The organism is Sorangium sp. So ce296 (genome assembly GCF_051529605.1).
Classification (GTDB): Bacteria; Myxococcota_A; Polyangia; order Polyangiales; family Polyangiaceae; genus Sorangium; species Sorangium cellulosum_D.
In genome coordinates, this window is record NZ_CP150325.1 from 4,596,106 (window position 1) to 4,611,570 (window position 15,465).

The following is a 15,465-nucleotide window of genomic DNA, read 5'->3' on the forward strand; positions in this document are numbered from 1 at the left end:
GGCGAACTGTGCCGTCAACGATGCCGGCGCGTCGGTGTCGTGCTCAGGGAAGCGTCACGCGTCAGGCAGGGATGATGGCGCGAACGCCGGGAGAACCGCGCTCACCGCGGCCGGAGCACGGAGAACAGCGCGCGCGGGAGCGGGTCCAGGGTCCCCTGATAGACCGTCTCCTCGCTGGAGAGGAGCTCGAACTCGGCCCCGAAGATCTCGCGGATGTCCTCGGGCCTGAACCGATACGGCCCCTGATCCCACAACTCCACCGCGCTGAAGCACTTGAGGAACAAGAACCCTCCGGGCGCGACGAGCCGCTTCAGCGTGCGGACGTAATCACCCCTCCGCTCCGGCGGGAGCGTGTGGAAACAGCCGCGGTCGAAGACGACGTCGAACCGGTCGTCGAGCCGGCTGTCCAGGATGTCGTCCTGCACGAAGCGCACGGCGGCGCCCCGCTGCGCCGCCTGCGCCGCCGCCTGATCGATGGCCGGGTGCGACAGGTCGGAGCCGGTGACGTCGAACCCGCGCTCGGCCAGCGCGAACGCCTGCGTGGCCGGGCCCGTGCCGAGGTCGAGCGCCCGCCCCCGCGCGACCTGCAAGCGCTCGAGCGCCTGCGCGAGATCGGGATCCAGGCCCGCGTGGTACCAGGGCAGGCTCTCTGCCGGGGTGTTTCGATACAGCTCTTGCCAGTCCGGGAAGTTTCGCTGCTCGCTCATGCAGCACCTTACAGCTCCCGGAGCGGCGCCGCCCCCGGCGTTCTCGTGTAGGCTCCGGCGCATGCAGCGGCGCCGGAGCGGAGGGGCAGGGCGGTGAGGATCACGTGCGTGGGCGGCGGGCCGGCGGGCCTCTACGCCGCGCTGCTCGCGAAGCAGCGGGACCCGCGGCGAGAGGTGCTCGTGCTCGAGCGGAACCGGCCCGACGACACCTTCGGCTTCGGGGTCGTGTTCTCGGATGCGACGCTCGACAACCTGGCCGAGGCCGATCGGCCGACCTACGACGCGATCCGGGGCAGCCTCGCCCACTGGGACGAGCTCCACGCGCACTTCGGCGGGCGCGTCCTCGTCTCGACGGGGCACGGCTTCAGCGGCCTGTCGCGCCGGAGGCTGCTCGCGATCCTCCAGGAGCGGGCGCGCGAGCTCGGCGTCGTCCTGCGCTTCGAAGAGGAGGTGACGGACCCGGCCGAGGCGCTCGCCGGCAGCGATCTCGTGGTCGCGGCCGACGGGGTGAACAGCCGGATCCGCGAGCGCTTCGCCGACCGGTTCGCGCCGCGCATCGACGTGCGCCCGAACCGGTTCGTGTGGCTCGGCACGACGTTCCCCTTCGACGCCTTCACGTTCTACTTCGAGGAGAACCGCCACGGCCTCTTCCGGGTGCACGCGTACCGCTACGAGCCGGACCGCTCCACGTTCATCGTCGAGTGCCGCGAGGAGACCTTCCGCCGGGCCGGCCTCGACCGCGCGAGCGAGGACGAGACGATCGCGTACTTCGAGGAGCTCTTCGAGGGCAAGCTGAAGGGGCACCGGCTGCTCAAGAACAGGAGCGTCTGGCGGAGCTTCCCCACGGTGCACAACGAGCGCTGGAGCTTCGAGAACGTGGTGCTGCTCGGGGACGCGGCGCACACGGCGCATTTCTCGATCGGCTCGGGGACGAAGCTCGCGCTCGAGGACGCGATCGCGCTCGTCGACAGCCTGGGGCGGAGCCCGCGCGTGCCGGAGGCGCTCGCCGCCTACGAGGCCGAGCGCAAGCCCAAGGTGCTCGCGTTCCAGCGGGCCGCGCAGGTGAGCCTCCAGTGGTTCGAGAACACCGAGCGCTACATGGCGCTCGACCCGGTGGAGTTCATGTTCAGCCTGCTGACGCGGAGCCTGCGGGTGACGCACGAGGGGCTGAAGGCGCGCGATCCGGCGTTCGTGCGCGAGGTGGACGCGCACGTCGCGCGGAAGGCGGAGGCGCAGTCGGGCGCGCGCGTCGCCGCCGGGAGCGGCGGCCCGCCGCCGCCGATGTTCACGCCGTTCCGGCTGCGGTCGCTCGTGCTGGAGAACCGGGTCGTGGTCTCGCCGATGTGCCAGTACTCGGCGGAGGACGGGCGGATCGACGACTGGCACCTCGTGCACCTGGGCAGCCGGGCGCTCGGCGGGGCGGGGCTCGTGATCACCGAGATGACGGACGTGAGCGCGGAGGCGCGCATCACGCCGGGCTGCGCCGGGCTCTACCGCGCCGATCACGCCGAGGGGTGGCGGCGCGTCGTCGACTTCGTCCACGCGCGCTCCCGGGCCAGGATCGGCGTCCAGCTCGCGCACGCGGGGCGCAAGGGCGCGACGAAGCGGCTCTGGGAGGGCATGGATGCGCCGCTCGAGCGCGGCGCGTGGCCGCTCCTCAGCGCCTCCGCCATCCCGTACCTCCCGGGGAGCCAGGTCCCGAAGGCGATGGATCGCGGGGACATGGATCAGGTGACGTCGGATTTCGTGCGGGCGGCGAGGTGGGCGGACGAGGCCGGGTTCGACCTCATCGAGCTGCACTGCGCGCACGGCTACCTCCTGGCGAGCTTCATCTCGCCGCTCACGAACCGGCGCGACGACGCGTACGGCGGGCCGATCGAGGGCCGGATGCGCTATCCGCTCGAGGTGTTCGACGCGGTGCGGGCGGCGTGGCCGGCGGAGAAGCCGATGAGCGTCCGCATCTCGGCGACCGACTGGGCGCCTGGCGGGCTCACGACGGACGATCTCGTCGCGCTGGCGACGATGCTGCGGGAGCACGGCGCCGACATCCTGCATGTCTCGGCGGGGCAGACGGACCCTTCCGGCAAGCCGGAGCACGGCCGGCTGTTCCAGACGCCGCTCGCGGAGCTCGTGCGGCTGGAAGCGAAGGTGCCGACGATCGCGGTCGGCAACATCCAGAGCTACGCGGACGTGAACAGCATCATCGCGGCCGGCAGGGCGGACCTGTGCGCGCTCGCGCGGGCGCACCTCTACGACCCGTACTGGACGCGGCACGCCGCCGCGGAGCAGGGGTTCGACCTGGAGTGGCCGCCTCAGTACCGGTCGGTCGCGGGGTACACGCTCCGCATGCGCTGACCCGGTGTCCATCGTCGGCGGCGACGGCGTGGCGGCGCGCTGCGCCCGCGGTGGCGTCGAGGACCAAGGGGGTGGCCGGATTGAACATGAAGGCGGGAAGGCGGGAAGAAAGATCAATGATCTTCCTGCCTTCCCGCCTTCATGGGAATCACACCGGGGGCAAATCGGGCCACCACCGAGGATCAGCGCGGCGCTTGCGCGCTGCGCCTCCGCCTTGCAGAGTCGCCTGACCCGATGGCGCCCGAGGACGTCCGCTTCCGCGAGCGCGCACCACACCCCCTCTTGCGCGGTGCGGTGCAGAGCTACTCCTCCTACGAGGAGCGACACACGGTGGGCACGGAGGAGCACCGCCTCCTGCCGGAAGCCAACATCGATCTCGTGTTCCACTGCGGCGATGCGCGCATCGAGGGGCGCGATGGCCGCCTGCGCCCCTTGCCGCCCGTCTTCGTGATCGGCGTCCGGGACGAGCCTGCCCGGATGGTGTCCCGCGGCCTTGCCCGCGTGATCGGCGTCCGCTTCCACCCGTGGAGCGCGCTCTCCTTGCTCGAGCGCGAGGCCGATCTCCGCGGGACCTGCACGACGGTGGGCGCTGGGCTGCGGGCGCTCTCCGAGCGCGTGGGACCCCTCCTCGAGCGGGGCGCCTGCGACGCGGCGACGCGGCTCATCGAGGGGTGGCTGCTCGAGCGGCAGCGCGTGGCCCGCCCTCCCGACGGCCCGGTGACGGCGGCGGGCCACGCGCTGCACGCGAGCCACGGCAGCGCCCGCGTCGGCGCGCTGGCCGGGCGACTCGGGCTGTCGGTCCGGCAGCTCGAGCGGCAGTTCAAGCGGGCTGCTGGCCTGTCCCCCAAGGCGCTCGCGCGGCTCATCCGCTTCTCCCGGGCCACCGAGCGGCTCGAGCGCGTTCCGGACGCGAGCCTCACCGCGCTGGCCTTCGAGCTCGGCTACGCGGATCAAGCGCACTTCATCCGGGAGTTCCGCGCCTTCACGGGCATGAGCCCCGGCAGGTACGCCGCCGAGGTGCGGCGCCTCTCGCCGCACGGCGAGGGCGCGGGGGGCGCGCGGGACGCGGGGGACGCGGATCGAGGCGAACACACGCGCGATTGAGCCGCCGGCGAACGCGCGCCGATGTCGCGTTTGTTCAATCGGAGGCGGCCCTGGGATCGTTACGGTCGCCGCATGACGAGCACCGTCGAGCGCCGCTCCGGCGCGGGCCTGCGCCCTCGGGCGCTCCTGCTCCTCCAGGCGACGGCCTTCCTGAGCGCGGCCGGCAACGGGCTGGCCGCCCCGGTGGTCCCCTTCCTTGCCGCGCGTTTCACCGGCGACCCTGCCCATGCGGCGTCGGCCGTGGGCCTGCTGAGCGCTTCGTATTCGCTCTGCGCCTTCTTCTCCGCGCCGGCGCTCGGGGCGCTGAGCGACGCGACCGGCCGCCGCCCGGTGCTCCTGCTCAGCCTCGTGGGCTCCGCGGCCGGCTACGCGCTGTTCGGCCTCGCCGACGCCCTCCCGCTCCTGCTCCTCGGGCGCATGATCGACGGCCTCACGGCGGGCAACGTGGGCACGGTGTTCGCTTATCTGGGCGACACGGCGCCCGACGAGCAGCGCGCCCGGAGCTTCGGGCGGGTGGGCGCGATGTTCGGGGCGGGGCTCATCGCCGGCCCGGCGCTCGGCGCTCTGGCCCTGAGGCTCGGCCTGAGGGCGCCCTTCTTCCTGGCGGCCGCCCTCACCGCGTTGAACGCCGCAGGCAGCTACCTGTTCCTCGCGGAGAGCCTCGCCCCCGAGCACCGGGCCCGCGCGCTTTCGTGGCGAAGGCTCAACCCGTTCTCGCAGCTCTCGGGGCTCTTGCGCGTGAGGCACCTCCGTCCCCTCCTGACCGTGGGCGCGCTCTTCACGACGGCCTTCGTCTCGCTCCAGGCGACGTTCGCGCTCCTGGCCAAGGACCGGCTCGGGTGGGGCGCCGACGCGGTGAGCTTCGCCGTGATCGCGGTCGGCGCCACCGACGTGTGCGTCCAGGGGGTGCTGCTCGAGCGCCTGGTCAGGCGGCTCGGGGACGCGCGCGTGCTGGCGCTCGGCCTCTCCCTGGTCGTCCTCGCCCTCGCGACCATGGGCCTCGTCGCGAGCCACCCTTCGGCGCCGGCGTTCGTCGCGGCCATCGTGGCGATCGCGGCCGGCGAGGGCCTGCTCACGGCCTCCTTCTCCGCGCTCCTGTCGCGGGCCGCCGGACCGGCCGCGCAGGGGCAGGTGCAAGGCGGCCATCAGGCGCTGCAGGAGCTGGGCTATGCGACTGTCCCGCTCGTCGCCACCCAGCTTTACGCGCGGGCCGGCATGGGCGCGCCATTCTGGGCGGCGGCTGCGGCCGCGGCGCTCGCTGGCGTGTTCCTCCGGGCGAGCGTCATCGAGGCGCCCGCGCCCGGCGGGGGACCTTCTTGACGAGAACGGCCAGCGCCTGACGCCCTGAGCGCGCCGGAGAGGCCGCTGGGCGAGCGCGGCGCGGCAGCGAAAAAAAAGTGGAGGCCGGGCCTTGATCCTCACGCTACGTGAGGACCTAGCCTCCGGGGCATGGACGTCCTCCCCCGCCCTGGAAACAGGGGAAGCACCATGCGTTCAGCACCGTTGAAAGTCGGCGATCTCGCCAAGCAGACCGGCCTCTCCGTCCGTACGCTCCACTATTACGAGGAGATCGGGCTGCTGTCTCCGTCGCACCGCACGGCGTCGGGGCACCGGATGTACTCGGCAGGCGACGTCGCCCGGCTCCAGCAAATCAAGTCGTTGCGCGAGCTCGGCTTCAGCCTGGAGCAGATCACAGGGTGTCTGGACGGGCCGGGCTTCTCTCCGCTGGAGACCATCGAGCTGCACCTTGCGCGGCTGCGCGAGCAGATCGCGCTGGAGCAGAAGCTCTGCACGCGGCTCGAGGGTCTGGCAAGCGTGCTTCGCGCGGGGGAGGACGTCTCTGTGGAGCAGCTCCTTCAAACCATCGAGGTGATGACCATGATCGAGAAGTACTACACCCCAGAGCAGCTCGCGGAGCTCAAGCAGCGCGCGGAGGCGATCGGCCCGGAGAAGATGCGCGAGGCCGAGTCGGCGTGGAAGCAGATCTACGACGACATGCGAGCGGAGATGCAGAAGGGCTCCGATCCGAAGAGCGAGCCGGTGCAGCAGATCGTGAAGCGCATGCGGGAGCTCATCGACGCGTTCACGGGGAAGAATCCGGGGATCGAGCGATCGCTGAACCGGATGTACCAGGAGGAGCCGTCGATGAGGAACCAGCACGGGATGGATCCGGCGCTGCACGAGTTCATCGGCAAGGCGATGAGCTAGGTTGCTGCGCGGTAGACAGGTAGACAGGTAGTCGGTAGGTGTTCGGCGGGGCCCCCGCGCCACGCGGCGGGCCCCCTCCCCTCGCGCCTGCCGCTTCGCCCACGATTACGCCCCTCCAGCATCGGCCCATCCCCGCGATCCCATGCTGGATTTCGCTCGCTCGGACCGACTTCCTGGAGTACGGTAGCATTGGAATCGCGGCCCGATGAACGAACGACCGAGCTCGACGGGACTCGAAGGCGAGAACGCGGCCCTGCCCCAGCGCGTGGCCGAGCAGGAGGATGCCCGGGCGAAGCTGGAAGCGCTCTGCTCGGTGATCCCGATGTTCGTCGCCTTCATCGATCGCGACGGGATCCTCCAGGAGCAAGCCATGGAGAAGCTCCTGGACGGCATCGTCCAGCACCAGTTTCACACCGCCATCGTCGACGTCACGGGCGTCAGGAACGTCGACGCCGAGTCCGCCGACGCCCTGCTGCGCATCGCGCGCGCCGCGCGCCTCCTGGGCGCCCAGCTCATGCTCACCGGGATCAACCCGGACACCGCGCAGACCTTGGTGGAGCTGGGGGTCGACCTCACAGGCATCACCACCCGCAGCACCCTGCAGAGCGGCATCGCCCACGCCCTCGCCCGGACAGGCACGCGCCCCGCAACGCCCGCGTCCGCTGCCCCCACCTCGGCCGCGCGCGCCCGGCGCGACCCCCAGGGGAGCTGATCCCTCGACGCCATGCCTTCCGGCGCTCCGGCGACACGGGAGAGGCGCCACGCCCGCCGACCGCTCGGATGCGCTCGCCGCCAGCGGTCGCCGCGTGTTGCAGCGAGGCAGCGCGAGCGGCAGCCGGCCCACGATCGCACACGCCGTGATGTGGCCTTTGTGCCGCGTGAGGCAATTCGCGCCACGGGCGACGGCGAAGCCAGCAAGCGCCCGGCGCGAGCGGGCCCCCCGGCGCCGACGCGGGCAGACCGGCAGCCCCCCTGTCCGCCCCGCTGCCGCCGCGCCCGGCCTGGCACTCGCGTTGCTCTCTCCCAGACGGCCGCCCCGGCGGAGGCCGCCCAGGAAGAACGCAACGGCGCGCCGCGCGCCCCTGCAGTGAAGGTCTGTCATGTACCTGCCCGGAAAAGAAATCCCCTGGAAGGATTTTCTGAACGACATCAAGCAGGAATGGGTCAAAGACAAGGTCGACACCGTCGCTGCTGCGCTGACCTTCTTCGGCGTCCTCTCGATCTTCCCGTTCCTGCTCTTCGCGGTCGCCCTCGCCGGCCTGGTCATCGATCCGGCCGAGTCCGCGCGGCTGATGCGCGAGTTCTACCAGATGGCCCCGCCGGCCGTGGCGAACATCCTGGGCGAGCGCCTCCAGGCGCTCACCGAGGGGCAGAGCCCGGCGCTCCTGACGGTCGGCGCGCTCGGCGCGGTCTGGGCCGCCTCGGGCGGCGTGATCGCGCTCATGGACGCGCTCAACGCCGCCTACGGCGTCGAGGACAGCCGGTCGTTCCTCAAGCGCCGCGGGATCGCCCTCCTGGTCACGCTCGGCGGCGCCGTCCTGCTGACGGTCGCCTCGGCGCTCGCGGTGGCCACGCCGGCGGTCACCGAGCACCTCGGCCCGCTGGCGACGCCGATCCTCTGGCTGCGCGTGCCGGTCTCGGCGTTCATCGTGATGGCCGTCCTGGCGGCCCTCTATTACGTGCTCCCCGACGTCGAGCAAAAGTTCAAGTTCATCACCCCAGGATCGGTCGTGGCGGTCGTGATCTGGGCGATCGCCTCGCTGGGGTTCTCCTTCTACGTCAGCCGCTTCGGCAGCTACGAGGTGAGCTACGGCGCGCTCGGCGGCGTCATCATCCTCCTCCTCTGGATGTGGATCTCCTCGATGGCGGTGCTCCTCGGGGCCGAGATCAACGCCATCATCGAGCACCGCTCGCCGGACGGAAAGCGCACCGGCGCCAAGGACTCGGAAGATACCGGGGTGGACGTGCCCAAGGCCGCGAAGGAGGGCCAGGAGTCCGCGCTCCCGGCCAGCGCCGGCCGCCCCCCGCGCGAGAGGAGCGCGGGCGGGGACATCGCGCTCCCCCACCCCGCACGCTCGAACCGCTCGGAGCTCCACGGGGGCAGGGCCTAGAGCGCCGATCGACTTGACCTGTTCACCGGAGCTCTCTCATGTCGCACAGAATCCTCGCTTCCACATCGCTGCTCGTGTTGATCGGCTCGCTCGCCGCGGGCTGCCAGGGCGCCCAGGGCGGCGCGCCCATGACCCCCGTGCCCGCCGACGGCACGAGGAGCGCGGAACCCGGCGGCGCGGCGGGCCAGGAGGTGGACGCTCCGGTCGGCGCCGGCGGCGCGCCGGGCACGGGCGACCAGCAGGGCTGCACCGGCGGCCCGCTCCTCAAGTATGTCGGGCAGAGCCCGGACCAGTGCGCCCGGATGCGCTTCGTCTGCGACCCCGGCTGGACCTATTTCAGCGACGATTGCGGCTGCGGCTGCACGAAGCAGCCCTGAGCCGGGGGAAGCAGCCGTGAGCCGGCCGGGCCGGCCCTCCACAAAAACACCTCGCGCTCGGCGGCCTCGGGCATCTAGCATCGGGGCCCGCATGCGCCCCCTTCTCATCGTGAATCCCCGCTCCAGCGGCGGAAAGACGGCCAAGCTCTTCGACGGGATGCAGGAGCCCATCCAGCGTATCCTCGGCGAGGTGGACATCGTGCGCACGGAGCGCCCGCGCCACGCCGTCGACCTCGCGCGCGAGGCCGCGCTCGGCGGGCGCGAGACGGTCGTGGCGGTCGGCGGGGACGGCAGCGTCAACGAGGTGGTGAACGGCCTCATGCAGGCCAAGGACCGGGGCGCTTCGGGCACCCGGCTCGGGATCATCGGCGCGGGCACGGGCGGCGACCTCTGCAGGACGCTGAAGCTGAACCACCGGCTCGACCACTACTGCACGGCGATCGCGAGCGGCAAGGCGCGCCCCATGGATGTGGGCCGCTTCTCGTACGAGACGCACGACGGAAAGCAGGCCGAGGCGTTCTTCGTCAACGTCCTTTCCGCGGGGATGAGCGGGCTCGTGGATCGGATCGTCAGCGAGACGACGCGGGCGCTCGGCAACACGCTCGCGTACACGATGGCGTCGTTCCGGGGCCTCGTCCGCAGCCGCGTCGGCCGGGTGCGCTGCGTGGCGACGCTGCGCGGGGAGCGGCGCGAGCTGGAGCTCGCGACGCGCACCGTGGCCATCTGCAACGGCCGCTTCTTCGGCGCGGGGATGCAGGTCGCGCCGATGGCGCGGGCCGACGACGGCGTGTTCGACGTGATCGACCTGGGCGGCGCGCCCCACCTCCGCTTCGCGGCCGTGTCGACCGGCATGTACACGGGCGCGCACATCCGCCACCCGGACGTCCGCCACTTTCAGTGCGATCGCATCGAGCTGACGCTCCTGAACCGCGACGTGGAGCACGCGTTCCTGCTCGACGTGGACGGCGAGCCGCTCGGTCGGCTGCCGATCACGGTCACGCTGGAGCCGAAGGCGATCGAGGTGCTGGCGCCGGCGGATTGAGGGGCGGCCAGGCGCTGTGGCCGAGCCCGGCGGGGTTGGGCGGTTGGCTGGCCTGCGACGAGCGCGTAGACTCGCCGCCGTATGAGGATCCTGACCTTCGAGGTCCAGAGCGCTCGGCGCGGCTGGACGCTCGAGCCGATGGCGCTCGATGCGTTCAACCTGCTGGTCGGCGTGTCCGGGGCGGGGAAGACGCGGATCGTGCGGACGATCGAGCAGGTCTGCTCTGTCGCGCTCGGCAAAAAAGAAACGGAAGAGCGGCTCGAACAGCTCCGAGGAGCCAGCTTCGCGATCGACTTCGAGCACGACGGGCTCACCTACCGCTGGGAAGCCGAGTTGGAGCCGCGCGTCGGGCTGGGATCAGAAGATCATGGCGCGCTGCATTCCGAGGAGCCGGCCCTCATCCGGAGTGAGCTCATCCTCCAGGGGGATCGGCCCATCGTGGAACGCGCGCCTGAGCGCTTCCTTCTGAACGGCCACGCGATCCCGAAGCTAGACCGGGCGCAGAGCGCAATTGCCGTCCTCAAGGAAGACCCGGCGATGGCTCCGCTTTACAGGGCCTTTTCTCGCAGCGTTCCTCTGGAAGCGCTCGAAAATCTGCCGAGCTACGGAACACAGATAGAGAGCCATTTCGAAGAGCTGCGGAACGACTACCAGTCCGCGGCTGAGGTGGGCGCGGACTTCACGCTGCCCCTGCATAACAAATCCGAATTTCTCCAGGAGCTGTTTCCAGACGCGTTCGCCGAGATCGAGGAGGCGTTCCGGGAAGCGTTCCCCACCGTCGAGAAGCTCAAGGTCCAGCGCTATCGTTACTTGGGCAATGAGAGGAGCAAGCGGTGGGCGGGCATGTACAACATGGCGCTCACAGCGGCCGAATCGGGCGTCGACGGCATGATCCCCTTCGCCGACATGTCCTCCGGCATGCAGCGCTACCTCTCCTTTCTTGTCCATCTCTCGTTCGCTCCGCCTGGCACGGTCGTGCTCATCGACGAGCTGGAATCGAGCCTCGGCGTCAACTGTCTGCCTGCCGTGACGCGCTTCCTCCTGAGCCGGGCGCCCGACCTTCAGTTCATCCTCACCAGCCATCACCCCTACATCATCGAGCAGATCCCGCCGAGCCACTGGAAGATCGTCACCCGGAAGGGCAGCCGCGTGCGGGTCCTCGACGCCGAAAAGATCCCGGCGATGGCGGAGGAGCGCTCGCACCTCGATCGCTTCACGCGGCTCATCAACCTGCCGGAGTACGAGCACGGGGTCCAGGGATGAACCTCGTCCTCCTCGTCGAGGGCGCCGAGACCGAGCCGAGGGTCTACGAGGCATGGCTGCGGCACCGGCTCCCCGCGCTCCATCGCGTCGCCAACGTGGCCGACCTGACGGCCGACGGGTACGTCCTCGTGAGCGGCAAGGGCTATCCCTCGTGCTACCGCAGGATCGCCGGCCTGCTCAAGGACATCGACGCGAACCCCGGCCGCGTGCAGGAGCTCTGGATCTGCATCGACTCGGAGGAGGACACGTACGAAGCCCGCTACGCCGAGGTCCACCGCGCCGTGCAGGCCGAGCTCCAGGGCTCCCGCATGGCGAGGAGCAATCCCTCGCTCGAAATCCGCATCATCATCCAGCACTGCTGCATCGAGACCTGGTTTCTGGGGCACGACGGGTTTCTCCGCGCCGGCCCGCAGTCACCCCAGCTCGTCGATTTCAAGCGCTTCTACGACGTGAGCACGGACGATCCCGAGCGGATGGGGAAGTATCCCGGCTACGTCACGCGCGCCAGCTTCCACCTCGCGTATCTCAAGGCCATGCTCATCGAGCGCAGCCACCGCTACACGAAGCAGCGCCCTGGCGTGGTGATCGAGCCGTCGTACTTCGAGGCGCTGCGGGCGCGGTGCGCGCGCACAGGCCACCTCCCGAGCTTCCGGCACCTGCTCGCCGCCTTCCAGGCAGCCGGGGACGCAGGGCCGTGATCACGCCAACGCGGGCTGCCCGCTAACCCCGCCGCAGCGCCCGCTCCTCACGTGACGCGCCGCGGAAACCGCCGCGACTCCCGACCCTCCCGCCCCCCCATCCCCCTCCCCTCGAGCCCGTCGAGCCCGCGCCCCAGTGGTGGTAAGGGATCTCGCATGAGCTTCACCGATTCACCCGGCGAGCTTGCCCCGAGCTCGTCCGCTGTCCGCGCTTCCTCTGCTCCCCGCCTGCTGGTCGTCGGCTGCGGCGGCATCGGCGGCATCATCGCCGCGCACCTGTTCGAGCAGAGCCACGACGTCACCGCCTTCACCACGAACCCCCTCATCGCGGACGCCATCAACGCCGCCGGCTTCCGCGTGCGCGGCGAGGCGAGCCCGGGCACCGTCCGCGGCCGCGCCGTGCGCGAGCTCGGCCCGGACACCCGCCCCTTCGACTACGTCCTCCTCGCGACCCAGCCGCCGCAGGTCGAGGAGGCCGCGCGCAGCGTCGTCGCGCACCTCGCCCCGACGGGCGCGATGGTCTGCCTCCAGAACGGCCTCTGCGAGGAGCGCGTCGCCCGCATCGCCGGCCCGGAGCGCACCTTCGGCGCGATCGTCGCGTGGGGCGCCTCGATGGTCGAGCCCGGCGTGTACGACCGCACCTCGAGCGGCGGCTTCGTCCTCGGCCGGCTCGACGGCGCCCGCGACGGGCGCCTCGACGAGCTCGCGCGCATCCTCGAGGCGATCGGCCCGACCACCGTCACCGACAACCTCGCCGGCGCGCGCTGGTCGAAGCTCGCCATCAACTGCGCCATCTCGTCGCTCGGCACCATCGGCGGCGACCGCCTCGGCGCGCTCCTCCGGCACCGCTTCGTCCGCCGCCTCGCGCTGGAGATCATGACCGAGACCGTGCAGGTCTCGCGCGCGTCCAGCGTGCGCCTCGAGAAGGTGGCCGGGACGCTCGACCTCGACTGGATCGCGCTCACCGACGCCGAGCGCGCCGCCGTGGGCTCGCCGGGCCTGTTCGCGAAGCACGCGCTGCTCCTCGCGGTCGGCGCGCGCTACCGCCGCATGCGCTCCTCGATGCTCGCGGCCATCGAGCGCGGCCGCCCGCCGGCCGTCGACTTCCTGAACGGCGAGGTCGTCGAGCGCGGCGCGGCGCTCGACATCTCGACGCCGATCAACGCCGCGGTCCGCGAGGAGGTGCTCGCGATCGCCGCGCGCAAGCGCAAGCCGAGCCTCCCCCTGCTGCGCGCGCTGTTCGACCGGACGCGCGAGCTCGTGGGGGCGCCCTCGTCGAACCGGCCGCCGCCCGCGACCGGGACGGGCGAGCCGTCCGCGGCGGCGGCGAACGCCCCCGCGGCCGCGTCGGACGAGCCGTCCACGACGGGAGCGAACGCCCCCGCGGCCGTGACGGACGAGCCGTCCGTGGCGGCGACGGACGCCCCGGGCGATCGCGAGGGCGCGTAGCGCGGGGCGCGAAGCGCCGTCGAAAAGGATGAAAGAACGCCGAGGGACACACACAACGTGTCCCAGCGTTCTTGGCGTCGTCGCGGATCGCGCGCTCCGCGTCGTCGCGGCGCGATCTCTTTGTCGCGCCGGCGCGTCGAAGTTGGGTAGCATCGGGCGTCTCTTCCTGTGGATCTCGAGCAGGTCCCTCGACGAGGAGCCCTCATGACGCACTCCCCGTTCGCTCTCCCCTCCCGGCGCGGCGCCGCGCCCTTCGGCCGCGTTCCCCTCTTGCTGCTCGCCGCGCTCGCCGCGTGCGGCGACGGCGGAGGCGGCGGCGGCAGCGGGGCCGCCGGCGGCGGGGACGGCGGGGGCGAGGGCGGCGGGGGCGGCGGGCCCGTCATCAAGGAGCCGAACCGGTTCCGGCTGCGCATCGACGACGCGGAGGTCCCGTCGGTCGTGCTGGAGCTCGACAAGGAGAAGGCGCTCCAGGTCTTCGGCGAGGACGGCGCCAAGCAGATCACGATCCTCGACGTCGACACCACAGGCCTGCTTCAGAGCGCCCTCGAGCAGATCCAGAACGCGTGCGGGGTCGAGTGGAAGAAGGACAGCCCGAGCCCCGGCCACGACTGCACGCTCACCCCGCTCGGCCAGAGCTTCGGGGCGGAGTGGCGGACGTCGCCGGAGTTCGCGCTCGTGCGCCTGCTCAGCATGACGCCCGCCAACGCCGACGTGACAGGGACGTCGCTCGAGGGGCTCCAGCAGATCTTCGAGGAGAACCCCGGCACCTTCGCGTTCGACTTCGCCGATGTCCTCTCCGACAGCATCAGCCTCGATCTGACGGTCCAGCCGGAGCCCACGGCCGCGCGCGACAAGCGGATAGCCCCGTTCGTACCGATACCCAAGCTCATCCTCGCCCTCCAGCAGCAGCTGCTCGGCACGCACCCGGCAGTCTCCGACCCGGACGGGGCAAGGTTGCCTGTCACCCTCTACGAGGCCCTTTTCGATCTCCAGCCGCTCTCCGAGAAGCTCGGCCCGTCCGGGAATCATCCCGGGGTGCTGGTCCCTGACGACAGCACGTTCACCACGAAGAGCAACGTCCTCCTGCCCGACTTCCAGATGCGCGTGGTCGCCGAGTCGGGCCTGCGCAGGGTCACGGGGGTCGACCTCTCGAAGGGGGGCGGCGACATGTTCCTCCGGACCGGCGACGCGCCGCTCCGGTTCGACTTCAACGATCCGGAGAAGCTCCAGATCACCGGCATCGCCCCGACGCCGACGATCGATATGCGCATCTCGCTGCGCGAGATGGCCACCACGGTGCCGGCGTGCACCGATGTGCCGGCCTGCAAGGAGAACTCTCCGGACATGCCGGTCGGCACCGACACGGTGTGGACCGTCCCCCCGTTCATGCTCGAGCACATCGTGGGCAAGGCGGCTTTCCTCACCTATGGCGAGCGCGTGCCCTTCACGGGGTGTTACTTCCGCCTGGGCGGGACGTGCCGGGTGGGCGTGAACATCGGCCAGGGCGACGACCCGCGCGGCTGGGCCGTCTTCAACGGCAACATCTCGGATCCGCCGCCCGAGATCCCCAAGCCGCAATTCCTCTGGGAGCTGCTCACCGAGGTCGGCCAGGTCGCCATCCACGACCCGACCGGCGATGGCGCTCCCGAGATCCCCGAAGGCGCCGCCCAGCCGGTCTTCGCGCTCCACGAGGTCGGCATCGGCCTCACCGGCGAGGAGATCCTCGCCGATCTCCGCCCCACGCTCCAGAGCCAGGCCAAGGAGATCGCGGACATCATCCTCGGCCGGTACTGGGTCAACAACGACGCGCTCGACTTCTACTACGGCCGCGCCGCGCCCGACGGCGCGCCGACCTTGTTCTTCGTGGCCGAGGACGACCTCCGCCCTTCGGATCAAAGCTCGGACGCCCCCCGCGCCTACACTTACGAAAAGCCCGGCTTCTTCACGAGCCGGGATCTCGACGAGGCGAGCAAGGTCTCGAAGAAGGAGCTCGAGGGCGTCGTCGACACCGCGCACGAGAAATACCGGCTGCCGCCGGGCGACACCACGCTGTACATGCAGGACGACGAGGGCGCCGTCTACGAGGTGCGCTTCCACGTGCCCGACGGCGACGATCCCGTGGAGATCACCGCCGACGTGGAGAAGCTCTGA

General features: G+C 71.1%; 13 protein-coding genes. 12 read left to right on the forward strand and 1 reads right to left on the reverse strand.

Annotated features, from left to right (window positions below; all coding sequences use genetic code 11):
* Positions 1 to 101: 101 nt before the first annotated feature.
* A complete protein-coding gene (locus WME98_RS17345) occupies positions 102 to 707 on the reverse strand; it encodes a class I SAM-dependent methyltransferase (protein ID WP_437952289.1) in 606 nt (201 codons plus the stop codon).
* Between the two features lie 108 nt (positions 708 to 815).
* Here WME98_RS17345 and WME98_RS17350 point away from each other — a divergent pair, with 108 nt between their 5' ends.
* The 12 genes from WME98_RS17350 (at position 816) to WME98_RS17405 (ending at position 15,465) form a co-directional block, all read left to right on the forward strand.
* Positions 816 to 3,062, forward strand: a complete 2,247-nt coding sequence (locus WME98_RS17350) for a bifunctional salicylyl-CoA 5-hydroxylase/oxidoreductase (RefSeq protein ID WP_437953995.1) — start codon at positions 816 to 818, stop codon at positions 3,060 to 3,062.
* A 294-nt stretch (positions 3,063 to 3,356) separates the two neighbouring features.
* On the forward strand, positions 3,357 to 4,166 hold the full coding sequence (locus tag WME98_RS17355; protein WP_437952291.1) for a helix-turn-helix domain-containing protein: 810 nt from the start codon (positions 3,357 to 3,359) through the stop codon (positions 4,164 to 4,166).
* A gap of 72 nt (positions 4,167 to 4,238) precedes the next feature.
* Entirely contained in the window at positions 4,239 to 5,486 is a 1,248-nt protein-coding gene (locus tag WME98_RS17360) for an MFS transporter (protein WP_437952293.1), read from the forward strand.
* A 168-nt stretch (positions 5,487 to 5,654) separates the two neighbouring features.
* Positions 5,655 to 6,374 (forward strand): MerR family transcriptional regulator, encoded by a 720-nt coding sequence (locus WME98_RS17365; protein ID WP_437952295.1) that lies wholly within the window; start codon positions 5,655 to 5,657, stop codon positions 6,372 to 6,374.
* Between the two features lie 205 nt (positions 6,375 to 6,579).
* Positions 6,580 to 7,086 (forward strand): STAS domain-containing protein, encoded by a 507-nt coding sequence (locus WME98_RS17370; RefSeq protein ID WP_437952297.1) that lies wholly within the window; start codon positions 6,580 to 6,582, stop codon positions 7,084 to 7,086.
* Between the two features lie 388 nt (positions 7,087 to 7,474).
* Positions 7,475 to 8,485 (forward strand): YihY/virulence factor BrkB family protein, encoded by a 1,011-nt coding sequence (locus WME98_RS17375; RefSeq protein ID WP_437952299.1) that lies wholly within the window; start codon positions 7,475 to 7,477, stop codon positions 8,483 to 8,485.
* A gap of 38 nt (positions 8,486 to 8,523) precedes the next feature.
* Complete coding sequence (locus tag WME98_RS17380; protein WP_437952301.1) at positions 8,524 to 8,862, forward strand: hypothetical protein; 339 nt, start codon at positions 8,524 to 8,526, stop codon at positions 8,860 to 8,862.
* A gap of 91 nt (positions 8,863 to 8,953) precedes the next feature.
* The gene (locus WME98_RS17385; RefSeq protein WP_061623843.1) at positions 8,954 to 9,904 is read left to right on the forward strand and encodes a diacylglycerol/lipid kinase family protein; all 951 of its coding nucleotides are present in this window, start codon (positions 8,954 to 8,956) and stop codon (positions 9,902 to 9,904) included.
* An 81-nt stretch (positions 9,905 to 9,985) separates the two neighbouring features.
* The gene (locus WME98_RS17390) at positions 9,986 to 11,167 is read left to right on the forward strand and encodes an AAA family ATPase (RefSeq protein ID WP_437952304.1); all 1,182 of its coding nucleotides are present in this window, start codon (positions 9,986 to 9,988) and stop codon (positions 11,165 to 11,167) included.
* Positions 11,164 to 11,865: a hypothetical protein gene (locus WME98_RS17395; protein ID WP_437952306.1), complete on the forward strand. Its 702-nt coding sequence runs from the start codon at positions 11,164 to 11,166 to the stop codon at positions 11,863 to 11,865. Before WME98_RS17390 ends, WME98_RS17395 begins: the two co-directional genes overlap by 4 nt.
* 156 nt (positions 11,866 to 12,021) lie before the next feature.
* Positions 12,022 to 13,314, forward strand: coding sequence for a ketopantoate reductase family protein (locus WME98_RS17400; protein WP_437952308.1), 1,293 nt, complete (start codon positions 12,022 to 12,024; stop codon positions 13,312 to 13,314).
* A gap of 204 nt (positions 13,315 to 13,518) precedes the next feature.
* Positions 13,519 to 15,465, forward strand: coding sequence for a hypothetical protein (locus tag WME98_RS17405; protein WP_437952310.1), 1,947 nt, complete (start codon positions 13,519 to 13,521; stop codon positions 15,463 to 15,465).

Excerpts from the sequence above, each read along its gene's own strand:
- WME98_RS17345 (WP_437952289.1), bottom strand. The coding sequence starts at position 707 with ATGAGCGAGCAGCGAAACTTCCCGGACTGGCAAGAGCTGTATCGAAAC.
- WME98_RS17360 (WP_437952293.1), top strand. The coding sequence starts at position 4,239 with ATGACGAGCACCGTCGAGCGCCGCTCCGGCGCGGGCCTGCGCCCTCGG.
- WME98_RS17365 (WP_437952295.1), top strand. The coding sequence starts at position 5,655 with ATGCGTTCAGCACCGTTGAAAGTCGGCGATCTCGCCAAGCAGACCGGC.
- WME98_RS17370 (WP_437952297.1), top strand. The coding sequence starts at position 6,580 with ATGAACGAACGACCGAGCTCGACGGGACTCGAAGGCGAGAACGCGGCC.
- WME98_RS17375 (WP_437952299.1), top strand. The coding sequence starts at position 7,475 with ATGTACCTGCCCGGAAAAGAAATCCCCTGGAAGGATTTTCTGAACGAC.
- WME98_RS17380 (WP_437952301.1), top strand. The coding sequence starts at position 8,524 with ATGTCGCACAGAATCCTCGCTTCCACATCGCTGCTCGTGTTGATCGGC.
- WME98_RS17385 (WP_061623843.1), top strand. The coding sequence starts at position 8,954 with ATGCGCCCCCTTCTCATCGTGAATCCCCGCTCCAGCGGCGGAAAGACG.
- WME98_RS17390 (WP_437952304.1), top strand. The coding sequence starts at position 9,986 with ATGAGGATCCTGACCTTCGAGGTCCAGAGCGCTCGGCGCGGCTGGACG.
- WME98_RS17395 (WP_437952306.1), top strand. The coding sequence starts at position 11,164 with ATGAACCTCGTCCTCCTCGTCGAGGGCGCCGAGACCGAGCCGAGGGTC.
- WME98_RS17400 (WP_437952308.1), top strand. The coding sequence starts at position 12,022 with ATGAGCTTCACCGATTCACCCGGCGAGCTTGCCCCGAGCTCGTCCGCT.
- WME98_RS17405 (WP_437952310.1), top strand. The coding sequence starts at position 13,519 with ATGACGCACTCCCCGTTCGCTCTCCCCTCCCGGCGCGGCGCCGCGCCC.